This is a genomic window from Mesobacillus maritimus, assembly GCF_019749255.1.
In the GTDB taxonomy this organism is placed as follows: domain Bacteria; phylum Bacillota; class Bacilli; order Bacillales; family Cytobacillaceae; genus Mesobacillus_B; species Mesobacillus_B maritimus_A.
In genome coordinates this window covers 321127-338653 of the sequence record NZ_JACWFH010000008.1, presented here as the reverse complement: position 1 = coordinate 338653, position 17527 = coordinate 321127, and the positions used below count along the sequence as shown (strand labels likewise).

The following is a 17527-nucleotide window of genomic DNA, read 5'->3' as shown; positions in this document are numbered from 1 at the left end:
AGGTTCATGGTGTACACAAAAAGGATCCTTCTAATATGCAGAAGGATCCCGTTACGTCCAAAACTTGTTTCATCCCTCTGTCCCGGTCCGTTTTCGGATCTAGGCAGAACCTTTTATATTTTCCGCAATTTCCAAAGGTGCGGTTCTTACGATACCGCCCAAAAAAATTATAACAAAATTCTCACATTAATGCTACTAAGCATTTTATCTATTCATTTATAAATATATCGGCAGAATAAACCTGAACGATTTCCCCATTGGCCTGTTGGATATTCAAAACACCATCTTCTGTGATTCCAAGAGCCTTGCCGTATATATCACCCGTTACAGTCCTAGCAATAATTTCTTTTCCTATGCTCAGAGCATAGCTTTCCCATAATAATTTGATAGGAAAAAAGCCCTCTTTTAAATAGGTTTGATAGAGTCTTTCTAAACGTGCAAAGACAGCTTGCATTAGTCTCGCTCTTGACATATTTTGACCAGATTCTGCAGCTAATGAAGTTGCAATCTGTTGAATTTCTTCTGGGAAATCGTCTTGTTTTTGATTCACATTAATCCCAATGCCAACGATAATCGCGTTGATCCGATCTGCATCCGCCTGCATCTCAGTTAAAATACCTGTCACTTTTTTTCCACTAATTAATATATCATTTGGCCACTTTATTTGCGGAAGAAGACCGGTGACTTCCTCAATTGCCTGTACAACTGCCACTGCAGTCACCAACGTTAACTGAGGTGCCTTTTGCATTGGAAGATTTGGCCTTAGGATAATACTCATCCATATTCCTGAGTACTTCGGGGAATGCCATTTCCGATCCAATCTCCCTCTACCTGACAACTGCTCTTCAGCCACGATGACGGTTCCCTCAACTGCTCCTTCTGTGGCAAGACGATGAGCAATTTTTTGGGTAGAATCGACTTCTTCTTCATAATGAATCGCACGGCCAATAAAATCCGTTTTTAATCCAAAACTTATTTCATCAGCCGTAACATTTTCAGGAGCTTGTATAATTTTATATCCCTTTTTTTTAACAGCTTCAAAGACAAAACCTTCTTTTCGGAGCTCCTCAATATGCTTCCAAATGGCCGTCCTTGAGCATCCGGCTATTTCTGCAAGAAATTGTCCTGAAAGATACTCATCACCAGCATTCGTAAACGCCTCTATTAGTCTTTTTCTAATTTCAGATTGCAATTATCTAGCCACTCCCTTATGTCCGCCTTTACATTCGCGACCTCACCGGTAAGAACCTTTTCTTCGACCAATCGAAGATAGTGATTAACCCACGGGCCAGGCTTTTCTTTAAACCAGGATAACAGGTCGGCACCGGTTAGAGTTAATTCTGACCGACTCTTAATTGGCAATTGATCAAACACCTTAAATAGTTCTGCTTCTGAAGATGTTTTTAGTTTGGTAAGTCTTTGAAGCAATCTTTCTGCAGAAACCATAAATTCTTTTCCAGCATCATATGCAGATATTCTTGTCCACTCGTTATTTAAGCGATAACGTAACCAATATAATGTTTTAAGAATCTGCTTAATCTGTTTCAAGGGGAGCTTCCATTCTCTAAGAAATCCATTCGCTTCACGGTCATTTAACCCGATTTGATGAATTAACAAAGCCCACAACTCCGCCTTCGCAAGGCCCACTAAGTTACACCTTGCCATTCTACTAACACAATCACCATTTCCCGATAAACCCGGCAAATAATTGAAAAGCCCTGTTTGAACTAAAATTGAAATAGCCTCGTTGTTAGAAGGACCTACTAATAGTTTTTCAAATTCCGTAAGCTTTCGTTCAACAGCAATGTTCTCAAGTAAATGAGGCATATGCGAAAGTGCCGCTAGCGTTCTTTCTTCTATTGTGAAACTTAATTGACTTACAAAACGTACAGCTCTCATCATTCTTAGGGCATCTTCTCCAAATCGTTCGTCGGGATCCCCTACCGTTATAATTTGTTTCATAGTGATTGCTTGTTTACCATTAAACGGATCAATTAATTCCCCCGTTTTATCCATGGCAATTGCATTCATCGTAAAATCTCGCCGCTGTAAATCCTCTTTTAAAGACCGGATAAACCTTACTTCGTCTGGCCTTCTGTAATCACTATACCCTGATTCTGTTCTAAATGTGGTAATTTCATATGGCTCTCCGTTATAAATCACTAATATCGTTCCGTGTTGAATCCCAATATCAGCCGTATGTGGGAAAATTGCCTTTAGTTCCTCAGGCAATGCAGAGGTTGCGATATCCACATCCGATATCTCTCTTGCTAACAATGAATCTCTTACAGAACCTCCAACAAAATAGGCTTCAAAACCTGCAGCTTCTATTATATCAAGCAAAGGAGTTGCCTGTTTAAATGGAGCTAACATCACTGATTCCCCTGACTAAGTACTTGATTGTAAACCGCTTCATATTCACTTACTATCTTTTCTGCGCTGAATTTCTCTTTTGCTGTTCTTACGGCATTGCTGACGAAGTTTTGATAGAGGGAAGAATTACTAAGGAGTTGTATTGCTTTGTTCGCAATTTCCTCGATATCCCCCAACTTACAAATATATCCATTCTCACCATCCGTAATGACTTCAGGGATCCCTCCCGTATTTGTCCCAATACAAGGGACACCACATGCCATCGCTTCCAGCGCAACTAATCCAAAACTCTCTTTTTCTGATAAAAGTAACATTACATCACTAATAGCATAAAGTTCCTCTAAATTTTCCTGTTTCCCTAAAAATAATACTTTCTCACGAATTTCAAGCTCATTGACTAGGTCAGAGACTACTTTCATTTCTGGACCATCCCCAACCAATAGAAGCTTTGCTGGAATTTCTGCAGAAACCTTTGCAAACGCTCGAACTACATCAGGGACCCGCTTAACCGTTCGAAAGTTGGAAACATGGATAAGGACTTTTTCATGTGATTCAATATGATAACCTTTTCGTAAGTTACTGGACCCGTATTGATAAACACGATCATCCACAAAGTTATAGATACATCGAATGGCTTTGTCAGGCTTAATTAAATCATATGTTTGAGCAACCAATGAATTAGAAACAGCTGTTACAGCATCGGATTTTTCAATCCCAAACCGAATCGCATCACTTAAAGATGAGTCATACCCTAAAACAGTGATATCTGTTCCATGCAAGGTTGTGACTATTTTCAAGTCTCGCCCGCTCATTTCTCTTGCTAAAATTGCACAAACAGCATGTGGAATCGCATAATGAACATGTAGCACATCTAAATTTTCTCTGACAGCTACTTCGGCAATCTTACTTGCAAGCGCGATATCATATGGAGCATATTGAAAAACAGAATATTGATTCACCTCGACCTGATGATAATAAATATTATGGTACATCTTATTTAACCGAAATGGCAGGCTTGAGGTAATAAAATGGATTTCATGTCCCTTTTCCGCTAAAAGCTTTCCTAATTCTGTAGCAACGATACCTGAACCTCCGACAGTAGGATAACAGGTAATACCGATTTTTAATTTTTTCATCATCTTTCTCCTAACAAATCACCAACAACCAGTGGAGTTTTTGCCATGAAGCCTTCTGCGTAGGCTACACCCGCATCCTTACCAAACAATCTTTCCCGCGCTTCCACGTACTCGATATATCCATTTACAAGCGGAGTATCATAACTAGAATCACTCTTTATAAACTGACTTTTGTATGCTTGTAGAGACATTTTCTTCGTTTCCATATGGTTACTAATATCAATTAAAAAATCAGGCTTATGGAAACCGTTAATCAGATAATAATACGTACTTTCAACCCGATGCGGCAAAAGTCCATCCTCAGTATCAAATTTCCTAATTCCTGCAGAAAAAACCGCCTCTTCGACCAGTCGAGCACAATTGCCATGGTCCGGATGACGGTCTTTAAAGTAAGGAACAAACAGCAATTTTGGACGATACTTTCGAATCACACTGGCCACTCTTTTTATGTATTCTTCTTTTATGTATAAGCCTCGATCAGGCAAATCCAAGGATTCTCTTACAGAAACCCCAAGAATCTCAGCAGCCCTTGCTGCTTCCTGCAACCGAAGTTCAATTGTTCCGTTTGAGGATAGCTCCGCTTTCGTTAAATCACAAATCCCGATAACTTTCCCCGCCGATGTATATTTTGCAATGGTTCCTCCCATGCCAATCTCAACATCATCGGCATGGGCTCCTATTGCTAGAATATCTAATTTCGTTTTACTCATCCTTTTGGTCACGATCCTCTTTCACGATATTTCTCCAATCTAAATCTCCTCGCTCTAGCCCTCTTACTAAAATTTCAGCTGTGCCCATATTGGTAGCAAGCGGGACTGCATATACATCGCACAGTCTCACAAGTGCTGTAACGTCAGGTTCATGTGGTTGGGCAGTTAGAGGATCGCGAAAAAAGAAAATGGCATCCATTGAATTCTTGGCTATCATCGCGCCGATTTCTTGGTCTCCCCCTAGAGGACCTGATTGGAAACGATGGACTGGAAGCTCAGTCGCTTCCATAATTCGTAATCCCGTTGTCCCTGTGGCATAAAGTGTATGTTTTTCAAAGATTGGCTTATATGCGACCGCAAAGCGAACCAAATCATCTTTTTTTCTATCGTGGGCTATTAATGCAATGTTCATTTTAACGCTCCTATTCAATTATATTTTCTAGTCCATAGACAAAGCTGTTATTCTTCATTACTGTATCAACCGCCAATCTTACTCCAGACATAAATGACGCACGATTATATGAATCATGGCGAATCGAAAGAGTTTGACCATCTGAGCCAAACATGACCTGTTGATGGGCAATTAATCCAGGTAAGCGGACTGAATGGATATGCATTCCATCATAGTTTGCTCCTCTGGCTCCGACTATCGTTTCTTTCTCATCTTTATGTCCTTGTTGTTTTGCTTCGCGCACTGATGAAATCATTTCTGCCGTCTTTACTGCTGTACCGGATGGTGCATCCAACTTTTGGTCATGGTGTAGCTCAAGAATTTCAACATCACTAAAATATTTTGCAGCCATCTGGGAGAATTTCATCATCAGAACTGCTCCGATAGCGAAATTCGGAGCAATAATACAACCTAGTCCAGTTTGCTTACTCAAATTTTCAAGTTTATTCAAGTCTCCAGATGAGAAACCAGTCGTCCCAACAACAGGGCGTACCCCATACTCTAAAGCTGTAACTGTGTGCTCCATCCCAACTTCAGGAGTAGTCAAGTCAACCAAAACATCAGGTTTTTGTTCCGTAAAACATTTATGTATATCTGTATAAACTATAGCGTTCTCATTTGTAAAGCCCTCGACATCAGAAAGACTTTTTCCTTCATTCTTGCGATCAAGGACGCCGACTAGTTCATAGTTTTCATTTTCCATGACGAGTTTAACCGCTTCTTTCCCCATCCGCCCCCGGGGACCAGCTACTACAATCTTTATTTTTGCCATTGGTGTTACTCCTTTACTTTTCTTCAATTTTTGTCCATCTGTCTTTATCCCGTGTATTGAATTTATGCATAACAAGGTCATGCGCTTCCTGTAAATCAATATTTAAGGAATTTGCAAAGCAAATCATGACGAACAACATATCCCCTAGTTCTTCTTCAATTGTTTTTTCTTTTTCACTACTCTTTTTTGGCTTTTCACCATAATAATGATTTACTTCTCTAGCCAATTCACCTAGTTCTTCAGTCATTCTGGCCGTTAAGGCAAGAGGGCTGAAATATCCTTCTTTAAATTGACCTATATATGTATCGACTTCCGTCTGTATATCCCTTAAAGTCTTTTGTTGACCCATTTACTGGTCCTCCCTTCTTCTTATTTATAATGTTGAATTACCTCTTCTTGATGTTAGCTTACAGAAGGAAATTTGACAAATATTTTTGTTAGGGGCAATACCTATTGTTTTCCTTTTTTCCGTTAACAGGTAGGAGCGATAAATTGTGAATAATAGGTGATACTGTTAAAGATTGCCCTTACCCAGGTTATTTTATATAATTAATATCGTTTCACGCAATTATCCAATTACAGCTGGGAGGTAACAGATTGTTTTTAGGACTAAAACTAAAGAATATCTTTTTCATTTTAATTGGGTCAGCGATATTCTCTTTCGGTATTGTTCATTTTAACATGCAAAATAATCTAGCAGAAGGTGGCTTTACCGGAATTACTTTGCTTCTTTACTTTGTATTTAGTTGGGATCCAGCAGTTACAAATTTAATTTTGAATATTCCACTCTTCTTTATTGGCTGGAAGTTATTAGGTAGAAGCGTATTTCTCTATACGATTATTGGCACATTGGGTGTTTCCTTATTTTTAGCCATTTTTCAAAAGTATCAGATTGAGATGCCACTTTACGAAGACCTTTTTCTTGCTGCGTTATTCGCCGGGGTTTTCATCGGGATAGGTTTAGGAATTATCTTTCGTTTTGGCGGAACAACTGGTGGTGTCGATATTATTGCTAGATTGGCACAGAAATATGCTGGTTGGACAATGGGGCGAACCATGTTCATGTTCGATTTTTGCGTCATTGCAATTTCTCTTATTACATACTTAAATTATCGCGAGGCCATGTACACTCTCGTCGTGGTATTTATTGGTGCAAGGGTCATTGACTTCATGCAGGAAGGGGCATATTCAGCACGAGGGGCTATGATTATTTCTGAAAAAAATGAAGAAATCGCCGGTAAAATTCTAAGTGAAATGGATAGAGGCGCGACAATGCTAAAAGCTACAGGTTCATTTACAAAGAAAGAACGAGATGTTCTTTATTGTGTTGTTGGAAAGAACGAAATTGTTCGGCTAAAGAGTGTGATTAACTCCGTCGATCCCCATGCTTTTGTTTCTGTTACAGTTGTTCATGATGTTTTAGGTGAAGGGTTTACTTTAGATGAGAATAAAGTTCCGATTGAAAGGTAAGGAATAGCATTAGAGATTGAGTTAGTGGTGTACGGCTAGAAGCTGAACAATTCTTAAAAGAAAAAAGAGCTGCAGACAATGCAGCTCTTTTTTCTATAATTTTAGTCTTCACTCGTCATCCCAGTGTAAATCAATACAAGACGTAATAGTTCCATTACCGCAACAGCTGCTGCAGCTACATAAGTTAAAGCAGCAGCATTCAGAACCTTCTTAGTTTCGCGCTCTTCATCATTTCTGATGATTCCAGCACTCACAACCTGCTCCATCGCTCGATTAGAAGCATTAAATTCAACTGGTAAGGTAATTAATTGGAACACAACTCCCGCTGCCATAAAGATAATCCCTAGTAAGACCATGTTGCTCATTTGAGCAAAGATCCCGATTAATATAAAAATCCAGGAAAAATTAGATCCAAGGTTCGCGACAGGAACTAAAGCATGACGGAACCGCAAAAAGGAATAATCTTCTTGGTCTTGGATGGCATGCCCCACTTCATGTGCTGCAATTGCCGCAGCTGCAACAGAATGCCCGTGGTAGTTTCCAGATGATAGACGAACAGTTTTTGACCTTGGGTCATAATGGTCACTTAGTACGCCTCTAGTTTCTTCTACACCGACATGGTAAAGTCCATTTTCATCAAGAATCTTTCTAGCAACCTCAGCGCCACGCATATGGGAAGATGAAGCAACTTGAGAGTACTTTTTATAAGCACTTTTCACCCGCATCTGTGCCCATATTGGGACAATAATAAGAATTGCAAAGTAAATCAGTATACTCAACCGCAAAGCCCTCCTAAAGATAAACTACCTGATAATACTATTTTATTCATGAATTGAAAGAGTGTCAATTTTTACGCTCTTTCATACGGTTTCTTCGCCTTTCCATTTCTGCTTGGTACTTTTTCCACCCGACAAATGACAAAGTCATTATGATGATACTTCCTGTTGAAATAATTACCCACCAAAGTGATGGGTCAGCTTCATCTTCAGTCATATCATCAAAGATATTCATCAAGTCAGCCTCTAAGGCATCCAATTGAGCTTGACTCGTCGGTTGGTTTAGAATATCAGGGCGATATTGATCAATATACGTTACACGAGCGTTAAGCTGCTGGATTCTATCTGCTGTAACATCTACCCTTAAACTTGGATAGATTACTTCATACAAGGATAAGAACGAATCAAGATTGCTATAAAAATCCTCATTATCGCCATTGTAAGCTGCAGACTTCATTCCATTAAACACGGTCATAATCGGCTCTTCCATTTCCGTCCAAAGAGGTTGGTGCATCGATTGAAGTGCATCCATGACTAGGCGGAATCTGGTCACTTTATGAATCCGCTCCTCATGATCCATTGTTGTGCTCTCAGCTGCTGTAGCCTTTAACGCAGCTTCATGGGCTGTTGTAACAATCCTTAGCTCGTCCATTGAGAATAAATGCCCTCTCCTAGTTGTCTTAATAAATTCCCCTTCAAAATGCTTGAGTAATTTTTGGGCATCTTCGTATCGATAAATCTTGACCATCTGCAAGGCCTCATCTGAAATGTCGTCAAGCTTTTTTATTGAAGGGTCTATTTCAGCGTTTGCAACTACAGGTGTGAATAGCAGCAGCAACGATAAGAGTAAAACAATTCCTTTCCCTGGCTTCATTCTTGTCCCCCCTTAAATACTAAAATGTATGAAAGAGTGGACAAGGTTAGACCAATTTTATCCTACCCAACCTTTTATCGAATGGACGAAAACAAATGAGAAACTTAATTAATTGACTTCGAGGTTATCTTAGGAGTTTCAACTCAAAAGTTAAACGGTTTTTTCGCAACCCAAGGAAATAAGCAATTCCAATGGATAAGATACTTAGCCAAAATGTGAAATATCCAATCTCATTTCGGAAAAAGTCCAGTTGCTGATAATTCGGCATCATCATAAATACATAATCGATGATTTCATTATGTAAGGCAATGATAGCTGCGACGGCTAAATGCCATAACTTAAAACGATAATAAGGAGCATACAACATCCCTTCTAACGCCATCGCAAAATGGGAAGCCATTAACATATATCCCGTCCAGTGTAAGTTTCCGGTAACATTTAAGACGAGGAGGTTCATAATAACAGCCCAGATTCCATATTTAAAAAGTGTGACGATAGCTAGGGCTTCCATAAGTGGCCAATTCTTCTTGAGCAAAAAAGCAATCAATACAAATACAAAGAACAAGCTTGCAGTTGGACTGTCTGGCACGAAAGGTAGGAAGATGGCTGGGGTATCGACTAACTGCGGGACATACCAATAATATCCATAGACTGTTCCAAAAACATTAATCACTAACAGCATCCATAAAAACTGTTTGTTTCCTAATATTGCATATAGTTTCGAAATCAAATGGAACTGCTCCTCTCCTTATGTATGAACAAATGTGCTCTTTCTAAAAAAAAGCTGACGGGTTTCAATCCCCGCCAGCTTGATTGCACTATTCTAAGTTAGCAATAAATTCAGCCATCTTTTGTAGTTCTTCATCTGTACCTTTAAATACGTCAGCTGGCATAGCACCTTGACCATTAACAGCAATTTTAGCAATTTCTTCAGCTGTTAACCCCGTACCGACTAAGCTTGGTCCACTTGCGCCCCCAAGCTCACCACCATGACAACTTAAACATGTATTTGCTTCGGCAATTTGATACCCTTCAGAAGCTTTATCAATTTCAACCTCTGAAATTGCACCAGCTTTATTAAATGCTTCCCAGTCAGTTTGGTGCGCGGACTCCCATGTTAAATAGAAAATCCCAGCAATAGCAAGGAGCATAAATCCAGTTGCCATTGGTCGTTTTGCTGGTCGGCGTTCTGGCCCACGATCGATAAATGGAGCTAAAAGCAATGCGCCAAAAGCAAGTCCTGGAATAACTAAAGCACCAATAACTGTATATGGTCCAGCTGCATATTGATATTTCAGTAATTGGTATAAAAACAAGAAATACCAGTCAGGCAGCGGAATAAACGATGTATCAGTTGGATCCGCAACACGCATAAGCGGTGACGGATGTGCAGCAGTTAACACTAAGAACCCTACGAGGAAAACGGCACCCACTAACCATTCTTTCAAAAGAAAGTTTGGCCAAAATGCTTCAGTTTTTCCCGGGTATTCTGAATAATCTTTAGGAATAAAAGGCTTTCTTTCGGCAGATATCCGTGAGTCGCCAACAAATTTCATCCCTTTACCACGATGCATCGAGCAATCCCCTCCTTTTTCGTGAAGTTGAACAGACTTTATTATCCGTACAACATTTTCTTTTCTGGAAGATATATCTTTTTACAACGGACCTGAGATACCTTGCTTACGAATCATAATAAAATGTGCTGCCAACAATCCAAATAGAACAGCTGGTAGGAAGAATACATGAATCGCAAAGAATCGAGTTAGCGTTTGGGCACCGACAATATCGGCACTACCTGCCATCAAGATTTTTAAGTATGGCCCTAATAATGGTACAGCCTCAACTATCTGCAATGTAACCTTTGTTGCAAATAGTGCTTTCATATCCCATGGTAAGAGATATCCTGTTAGACCTAGACCAAGCATAACGAAGAAAATTAAAACCCCTACAACCCAGTTTAATTCACGAGGTTTTTTATAAGCTCCCTGGAAGAAAACACGCAATGTATGTAAGAACATCATGACAATTACTAAGCTTGCTCCCCAGTGATGCATTCCGCGGACAATTTGTCCAAATGCCACTTCATTTTGCAAATAATAAACAGATTCCCATGCATTTTTAATATCTGGAACGTAATACATCGTTAAGAACATCCCTGATAGAATCTGAATGACAGTAATAAAGAACGTTAAACCGCCAAAACAGTAGACAAATGCGGAAAAGTGATGTGCCGGATTCACGTGCTCCGGAACTTCATGGTCAGCAATATCACGCCACAGCGGCGTAATATCTAAACGTTCATCTACCCAATCGTAAATTTTGTTTAACAATTATTACGCCCCCTCTCGTGGTTGTGCTTTACCTAAATAAAGGATTCCGTCTTTTTCTTGATAAGGATAGACATCTAGTGGCGCCAATGGCGGAGTGCCTGGAACGTTAGTACCATCCTTCTCATAAAGACCGTAGTGACATGGACAGAAGAACATATTTTGATTCTTTTCATCTGCATTCCAGTCAACAGTACAGCCTAGGTGCTTACACACCGGTGATAGAGCTACGATTTCTCCGTTTTCATTTTTGTACACCCAAGCCGTTCCAGTTTCCTCAGATTCATACCAGGCATCAACCTGATCAAATTTGAAGTCAACTCGTTGCGGTTCTTCCGTAATATCAGCAACCTTTACTTTAGTTGCAACGAAGTCACCACTCGCATTGGCTTTTAGGACAGGATCAATCGCAAAACGGGCCATTGGCATTACCATTCCAGCTGCCATGAAACCGCCTACACCCAACAGTGTATAGTTTAAGAATTGTCGTCTTGAAACGCGATCTTTACTCACGCTTTTCCCCCCTCTGTTCCCCAATTTTACGTACATCGGACATAATTTGTACACACAATTAAGACTAGGACATAATCATGATATATCAATCTCTTTATAAAATCAATATAATACTATGGTAAAAACATTTTTATCAGTGATAAATATTACTCTGCTTCTGCATCCCGCCATTTCTGAATAAACAAGTTCATCAGTTGTCGAATTTGATCCTCCATAACCGATTGTTTTGCTTTTTCATCCATATGTTGAAGCGGGAGCGATGGAATCCATAACAGCGTTCCTTGTAACATGGCTTCATGTTGTTTCCAATCAGAATCAGATGTTACATAGAATACATGGTTAAACTGCTTGTCCAGCATGTCTGTCTCCCAATCCTTTAGCTGTTCTACTACGGGAAACCTCGAGCTTTTTAAATATGAAAAGCCAGGGGTAAGAAGGATTCTACCTTGTAGCTGCCTCTCAAGCTGACTGGTAAGCAAACTGGTGAATTCAGTCATTGCCGCCGTTTCCTTCATTCCGTTCGCAAAGGAGACTGGGAATAAAGGAACAACAGCTGTATCCACGTATTCCGGTGACTTTTCAAATTTTTCAATATCAGCTGGTGTCCATTTCATCTGTTTTCAACTCCGTGTAATCATATTCCTTTCCATCTTACCATTATAAACAATAAAATGCCCAGAAAAAACCAAACAAAAAAGCTTGCTTTTAGTAAGCAAGCTTTCAACGGATCGGTTCAAGCTTCTTTAATTTTTCTGTCAGCTCCACAAATGCTTCCTTGTCTTGTCTGTCTAAGGCTTCATCAATTAAATTCGTTAATTTTTCTTTTTGGAACTGATAAAGACTGTCGACCAAGAATTTTTCAGCAATTAGCCGATCCTTCTCATCGATATGCAGCTTTTTAGGCATAAAGGGATTTTCCTCAAGAACTGCCGCAAACTGGGGCGCCTTATTCGAGGCATGGAAGTTTAGTTGAATATAAATCTCCTCTTCACGGTTTAAGCGGATATCATGAAAGGACTTTTCGGCATCCGTTGTCATGATGTTCTCCTTATAAAAACGGAACGGAACTTCATCAATACAATGTGTTGACATTACCAGACCTCGAGGACAAAATTGCGCGTTTTCAACAAAATGCACTTTCTCCATAAGCTGATCATGGCTCATTAAATAATTAAGTATCCATACACACTCTCGCCGCTTTAATTGATAATGATTTAAAAACCAACGGATAAAATCTTTCTTCTCGTTGACAGAAACAGGGGTTGTCATTTGTGAATCCCTCCTCTGCATAGATGGTCAAATTTTAGTTTGTTTTCAGTGTTCTTCAGTTAAGCGCTCCAGAAGCTCCTGATACTCTAAATTCGTTGGATCCATCTTTACTAGTATACTTAAAATTTCGGCAGCCTCGGCTATTTTTCCTTCTTCAATTAGAAAATAACCGTAATCTGAGAGAAATTCTTTATTGTCTTTAAAAAAAGTATATGCAAGTTGATATTTGTTTAATGCCTGTGAATATTGCTCAAGATGTTGAGAAGATATGGCAGCATCCCATAAAAGCTGAGGTTCTTCCTCTTCATTTATATCAGTGTTAGAAATGACATCAAGAACATCTTCATATCGCTCTTGTTTCAAGAGCAATTTATTTAATACGAGTGCTCCCTCTGTAAATCCTGGATCAATCGCGAGCGCCTCACGCAGCAACTTTTCGGCTTCATCTTCCTTATTCAATTTTAAGGCAATTTTCCCCCCATAATAATATAGGTCCTTGTTGAATTCATCTTGCTTGATTCCCGCCTTAATGGTTTCAAAAGCTTCTTCAAGCATCTCCTCATGTTCATATGCATGTGAAAGATGCAAATAAAGCGAATGGTATTCTGGATCAAGAGCTTTCAATTCTTCAAATTTTTCGATTGCAGTTTGATTTTTCCCTGCTTGAAGCGCTGTAAAAGCATAACCGAATAAAGTATTAATCTCTAATCGCTCTTCTAAAGCTTTTTCATAGTAGTTTAGCGCCTCTTCAAATGACCCGCCTGAACTATAAGATTCAGCCAGTCTCTGATGTAAGCTTACGCCACCAACTTCTGTTCTTTCTTCGAGAACTTTTTCATACGAATTGATTGCTTCTGTAAACCTTCCTTGATGTGCATATAGTTCACCTAAAGCAAAGTCGATAATGACTTCGTCTGGTAGGAGTTGTTTGGCTTGTAGCAACTTCTGTTCACTTACCTCAAATAATCCATTCATTTGGTACAAGTCTGCCATTAATAACAATGCTTGTGGGTATTCTGCAGCGCCCGGACCAACTTTTTCAAGGATAAGCATTGCTTTTTCTTCGTCACCAAGTTCCAGCTCTGTTTCAGCTAAAAGTAATAGAAGTTCCCCTTCATTTGGATAACTCTGTAATAAAACCTCGAGTAGCTGTTTGGTTTCTTCAAGAAACCCAAATCTGAAAAGTTCCTCTGCAAGCAAGAATTTTTCCTCTTCTGAGCCTACACTTAGAACACGCTGAAAGTTTGACATTGCTTCTTCAATATTTCCATCTTCTAATAAACTAGTGATTGCTTCAATATTCATCGTTCAACCTTCCAATCTCATGTGGGGGATTGATAGAAAGATGGAGTTTTTATTTCAACATATTCCCCGTAACCTGGATGATAACTTACCTGCTTCCCCGCTCGAATGATCTTTCCTTTATGCATAGTGATTAAGAGGCAAGAGTCATGTTTCATAAATAACTCGCTTTCTACCATATTAACAGTTTCACTGTCTTTTAAATAGAAATTGTAACTCACTTCCCCACCATCATGCAAATTTGACTTCTTCGGAAATATACCAATTTTCTCCATAACATGTCGGTCGAGTGGTTTGGACTCCTGAACTTCTTCCTTCAAGCTAGGGAGATTAACTGAATCCATTATTTCTCCCCATACTCTCTTGAGTTTTTTATCTTGATTCTGAAAAATTGGAACAAGAGGACAATTGTAAGGAAACATCGCTTCCTTAATCCAGCCCCAAGGAATGTTCTTAAGCTCACTCACGCTCGCTACTTCAACAAAGATAACGGGTACCTTCTCTCGTTTACATTTCCTTATAAAATTGCTAGTGAGCAGTGTAGTCGGTATTCTTACTCCGATGATATAGTCAAGCGGACAATCCAATAGAGCAGAGTGTATTTTTTTAAATTCTGAAGATAATTGTCTTTCCCTGTTAATGTGTACACAGGTGAGGACAGTCGTACAGCCCTTTTTTATGAAATTCTCTAAATAGTAGGCCTTTCTTTGCTCAAATGTTGAGGTTAGTGGGAGATTAAAATCCAGGAGCACATGACTAGGTGTCATGATAAAATTGCCTGCATCCATTCTAAAGTGCTTGTACATCTTAAATGAAGCTCTTGAAGAGGATATACGATTATCCTCAATTAGTAGGCATACGTCTCTTCGCTTCTCCCCCCTTAAGACATGTGCATTCTCAATAATATAGGCCATAAAACCACTCCTTAACGGTCTTATGACAAGCTATGATACTGTACTGGGAAATATACCGATATTAAGAGGAATACTGCCCAAACTAAAGAGCCTCCCCAGGTTTCCAGAGAGACTCTTAAATAGTATTACAAAGACTACTTTCGTAGATTGTAGTAAAATGACGATTTTACCTTTACTAAAGCTATTTTGTTGGAAGTTTCTTATAAAAATAACGAATGAAGATCAGTAAAAAACTCGGGGTAAGACACAGCTATTGCTTCGCTTTGTTCAAGATATACCTCTCCGGTACACACTAATGCTGCCACAGCCAGCATCATCCCGATACGATGATCACCATAGCTTGAGACTGTTTCACCTTTAAGCTTACCAGACTTTCCATGGATGATCATTCCATCCTCTGTAGCAACGATGTTTGCACCGAGCTTCTTCAACTCATTTACGACGGTATCAATCCGGTTCGTTTCTTTGACTTTTAACTCGGCCGCATCTTTAATAACGGTCTTTCCTTCTGCTTGCGTAGCTAATAGGGCAATAATTGGAATCTCATCAATTAAACGGGGGATAAGGTCACCCGAAAGAACGGTCCCCGTTAACGAAGAGGTTTTAATGGTAATGTTTCCGGCTGGCTCTCCAGTCGTTGACTCATATTCTTCAATCGTCATGTCCGCACCCATCGCTATTAATACATCTAAAATCCCTGTCCTTGTTGGATTTAAACCAACATTCATTAACGTGATAGTACTATTTAGAACGATTGCTCCTGCAACCAGAAAAAAGGCCGCTGAAGAGATATCTCCAGGAACGTTAACATGCGTAGCCGTAAGGTGCTGACCACCCTTAACAGAAACAGCATTTCCATTAGAAGAAACCTCACCACCGAATAATCGTATCATTCGTTCCGTATGGTCCCTTGTCTTTTCAAGTTCAATGACCGTCGTCTCTCCATTTGCCTGCAAACCAGCTAATAGAATCGCCGATTTCACTTGCGCACTTGCAACGGGGAGCTTATATTCAATTCCCTTAAGGGATCCTCCGGAAATGGAAAGTGGCGTATACTCTCCATCCCTTCTCCCCGTTATTTTCGCCCCCATTTGTGCAAGGGGTCGAGTAACACGCGTCATCGGACGCTTGCCAATTGATTCGTCCCCTATTAAAACTGAGTGGAAAGGCCTACCAGAAAGTATTCCCATTAATAAACGAATCGTTGTTCCAGAATTCCCCACATCTAAGATAGTCTCAGACTCTTGGAGTCCACCGAGGCCGTTCCCTTCCACTGTTACATTACTTCCATCCTGATGAATCTTTACACCTAATTTTCGAAAACAAGCAATGGTACTTAAGCAGTCTTCACCAGGCAAAAAGTTTTCTATCGTCGTGACCCCAGAAGCAATTGATCCGAACATGACAGCCCTGTGAGAAATGGATTTATCTCCAGGTACCTTTATCGTCCCATTAAGGGATGATTTAGTGGATATCAGCTTTTTCGCTCCCATAATGTACTCCTTTAAGTTAGTTTTCAAGGTTCTTAAAAATTATCCCATGGATGTTTCAAAACTCGTGTATAGTTGGATACATTGATCAGCACGAGTTCGGTCATCTTCGTTTTGAAAACTGATGACAAGTACACCGTAAACATCTTCTCTTGTCTCAAGGATACGGATGTTGGTTATGTTTATTTGCTCCTTCGCAAGATAGCCCGTTATTTCCGAGATACTCCCTGGATAATCGGGAACATCGACAAATAAGTCATAAAATGCCGGAATGGCACCTTTTTCCTTTGTCGGAAGACCATCACGAAATTTTTTGGCTTTATCAAAATACTGGAAAATACCAGAACCATCATTTGATTCCAAAAGAGTAATGACTCTTTGCATCTCATCTTTCCATTCTAGAAGTAAATCTAATAGAACATTTCGATTATGAAGCAAAATATCACGCCACATCGTTGGACTGCTAGAGGCAATCCTCGTAATATCTCTGAAGCCCCCTGCTGCTAGTCTTCCAACAAGGCTAGAGCGTTCTTCCGCAGCCGCTGCTTGATGAACAAGGGAAGCAGCAATCACGTGCGGAAAATGGCTAATCACACCAGTAAGATAATCATGCTCCTCAGGAGATACCGTTAAAAACTTTGCGTTAGTCCCTTTAAGCCAACTTTTAAGAACCTCTATTTTTTCTGGTTCAATTGCTGATGTTGGCGTGAACAAATAAAAGGCATTTTCAAAAAGGATTTTTTTGGACGCCGTTATTCCACTTTTGTGCGAACCAGCCATTGGGTGCCCACCAATGAAACAAACTCCTTTTTCATACAAACAAGTAGCCTTTTCAGTAATTGTTGTTTTTGTACTTCCTGTATCCGTTACAATAACGCCACATTTTAGAGGAATTTGAGCAAGTAACTCAATGATTCCTTCCGCAACAGTAACCGGTGTACTAATGATGATTAAATCTGCTTCCTTTGCACCTTCTTCAATGCTTGAAGTACACTCATCAATAACTCCCATCATTTTCGCTAATCTTGCTTGTTCTTCATTGATGTCATATCCAATTATGATCGCTTTGCGATGTTCAGCTTTAATACTGAGGGCCAAGGAACCTCCTATTAAGCCTAAGCCAATGACAAACACGCGGCCTTCCAAAAAA

General features: G+C 39.7%; 20 protein-coding genes. 1 reads left to right on the top strand and 19 read right to left on the bottom strand.

Going from position 1 to position 17527, the window contains the following annotated elements:
- Positions 1-208: 208 nt before the first annotated feature.
- From H0185_RS07115 to H0185_RS07085, 7 genes are read right to left on the bottom strand one after another with little or no spacing between them, the layout of a single operon-like run.
- Positions 209-1192, bottom strand: a complete 984-nt coding sequence (locus tag H0185_RS07115) for a biotin--[acetyl-CoA-carboxylase] ligase (protein WP_221872549.1) — start codon at positions 1190-1192, stop codon at positions 209-211.
- Complete coding sequence (locus tag H0185_RS07110) at positions 1165-2373, bottom strand: CCA tRNA nucleotidyltransferase (protein WP_221872547.1); 1209 nt, start codon at positions 2371-2373, stop codon at positions 1165-1167. The genes H0185_RS07115 and H0185_RS07110 overlap by 28 nt, the downstream gene beginning before the upstream one ends.
- The gene (gene bshA / locus H0185_RS07105; RefSeq protein WP_221872545.1) at positions 2373-3509 is read right to left on the bottom strand and encodes an N-acetyl-alpha-D-glucosaminyl L-malate synthase BshA; all 1137 of its coding nucleotides are present in this window, start codon (positions 3507-3509) and stop codon (positions 2373-2375) included. The genes H0185_RS07110 and bshA overlap by 1 nt, the downstream gene beginning before the upstream one ends.
- On the bottom strand, positions 3509-4219 hold the full coding sequence (gene bshB1 / locus H0185_RS07100) for a bacillithiol biosynthesis deacetylase BshB1 (RefSeq protein WP_221872543.1): 711 nt from the start codon (positions 4217-4219) through the stop codon (positions 3509-3511). The genes bshA and bshB1 overlap by 1 nt, the downstream gene beginning before the upstream one ends.
- Positions 4212-4631 (bottom strand): methylglyoxal synthase, encoded by a 420-nt coding sequence (gene mgsA, locus H0185_RS07095; protein ID WP_221872542.1) that lies wholly within the window; start codon positions 4629-4631, stop codon positions 4212-4214. Before mgsA ends, bshB1 begins: the two co-directional genes overlap by 8 nt.
- Positions 4632-4641: 10 nt before the next feature.
- Complete coding sequence (dapB, locus tag H0185_RS07090; protein WP_221872540.1) at positions 4642-5442, bottom strand: 4-hydroxy-tetrahydrodipicolinate reductase; 801 nt, start codon at positions 5440-5442, stop codon at positions 4642-4644.
- Between the two features lie 13 nt (positions 5443-5455).
- Positions 5456-5791 carry a nucleotide pyrophosphohydrolase gene (locus H0185_RS07085; protein WP_221872538.1) on the bottom strand — a complete coding sequence of 112 codons (336 nt, stop codon included), beginning with the start codon at positions 5789-5791 and terminating at the stop codon, positions 5456-5458.
- A 248-nt stretch (positions 5792-6039) separates the two neighbouring features.
- Between H0185_RS07085 and H0185_RS07080 the strand changes: the two genes are divergently transcribed.
- Positions 6040-6912, top strand: coding sequence for a YitT family protein (locus H0185_RS07080; RefSeq protein WP_221872535.1), 873 nt, complete (start codon positions 6040-6042; stop codon positions 6910-6912).
- A 101-nt stretch (positions 6913-7013) separates the two neighbouring features.
- On the opposite strand, the gene H0185_RS07075 is transcribed toward H0185_RS07080, so the two are convergent.
- The 12 genes from H0185_RS07075 to H0185_RS07020 form a co-directional block, all read right to left on the bottom strand.
- Positions 7014-7691 carry a zinc metallopeptidase gene (locus H0185_RS07075; RefSeq protein ID WP_221872534.1) on the bottom strand — a complete coding sequence of 226 codons (678 nt, stop codon included), beginning with the start codon at positions 7689-7691 and terminating at the stop codon, positions 7014-7016.
- A 64-nt stretch (positions 7692-7755) separates the two neighbouring features.
- Positions 7756-8562 (bottom strand): sporulation protein YpjB, encoded by an 807-nt coding sequence (ypjB, locus tag H0185_RS07070; protein WP_221872531.1) that lies wholly within the window; start codon positions 8560-8562, stop codon positions 7756-7758.
- 124 nt (positions 8563-8686) lie between these two features.
- On the bottom strand, positions 8687-9289 hold the full coding sequence (lhaT, locus tag H0185_RS07065; RefSeq protein ID WP_343223105.1) for a lipoprotein heptaprenylglyceryl N-acetyltransferase LhaT: 603 nt from the start codon (positions 9287-9289) through the stop codon (positions 8687-8689).
- Between the two features lie 91 nt (positions 9290-9380).
- The gene (locus tag H0185_RS07060) at positions 9381-10136 is read right to left on the bottom strand and encodes a menaquinol-cytochrome c reductase cytochrome b/c subunit (RefSeq protein ID WP_221872529.1); all 756 of its coding nucleotides are present in this window, start codon (positions 10134-10136) and stop codon (positions 9381-9383) included.
- 81 nt (positions 10137-10217) lie between these two features.
- Positions 10218-10892, bottom strand: coding sequence for a menaquinol-cytochrome c reductase cytochrome b subunit (gene qcrB, locus H0185_RS07055; protein WP_221872527.1), 675 nt, complete (start codon positions 10890-10892; stop codon positions 10218-10220).
- Between the two features lie 3 nt (positions 10893-10895).
- Positions 10896-11438, bottom strand: coding sequence for a QcrA and Rieske domain-containing protein (locus H0185_RS07050; RefSeq protein ID WP_221872525.1), 543 nt, complete (start codon positions 11436-11438; stop codon positions 10896-10898).
- A gap of 110 nt (positions 11439-11548) precedes the next feature.
- The gene (locus H0185_RS07045) at positions 11549-12016 is read right to left on the bottom strand and encodes a YpiF family protein (RefSeq protein ID WP_221872524.1); all 468 of its coding nucleotides are present in this window, start codon (positions 12014-12016) and stop codon (positions 11549-11551) included.
- 106 nt (positions 12017-12122) lie between these two features.
- Entirely contained in the window at positions 12123-12671 is a 549-nt protein-coding gene (locus tag H0185_RS07040) for a ReoY family proteolytic degradation factor (protein ID WP_221872522.1), read from the bottom strand.
- 45 nt (positions 12672-12716) lie between these two features.
- Complete coding sequence (locus H0185_RS07035) at positions 12717-13976, bottom strand: tetratricopeptide repeat protein (RefSeq protein WP_221872519.1); 1260 nt, start codon at positions 13974-13976, stop codon at positions 12717-12719.
- 17 nt (positions 13977-13993) lie between these two features.
- Positions 13994-14887 carry a hypothetical protein gene (locus H0185_RS07030; RefSeq protein ID WP_221872517.1) on the bottom strand — a complete coding sequence of 298 codons (894 nt, stop codon included), beginning with the start codon at positions 14885-14887 and terminating at the stop codon, positions 13994-13996.
- A gap of 200 nt (positions 14888-15087) precedes the next feature.
- The gene (aroA, locus tag H0185_RS07025) at positions 15088-16380 is read right to left on the bottom strand and encodes a 3-phosphoshikimate 1-carboxyvinyltransferase (RefSeq protein ID WP_221872515.1); all 1293 of its coding nucleotides are present in this window, start codon (positions 16378-16380) and stop codon (positions 15088-15090) included.
- Positions 16381-16419: 39 nt separating this feature from the next.
- Positions 16420-17523 (bottom strand): prephenate dehydrogenase, encoded by a 1104-nt coding sequence (locus H0185_RS07020; RefSeq protein ID WP_221872513.1) that lies wholly within the window; start codon positions 17521-17523, stop codon positions 16420-16422.
- Between the last annotated feature and the right edge of the window lie 4 nt (positions 17524-17527).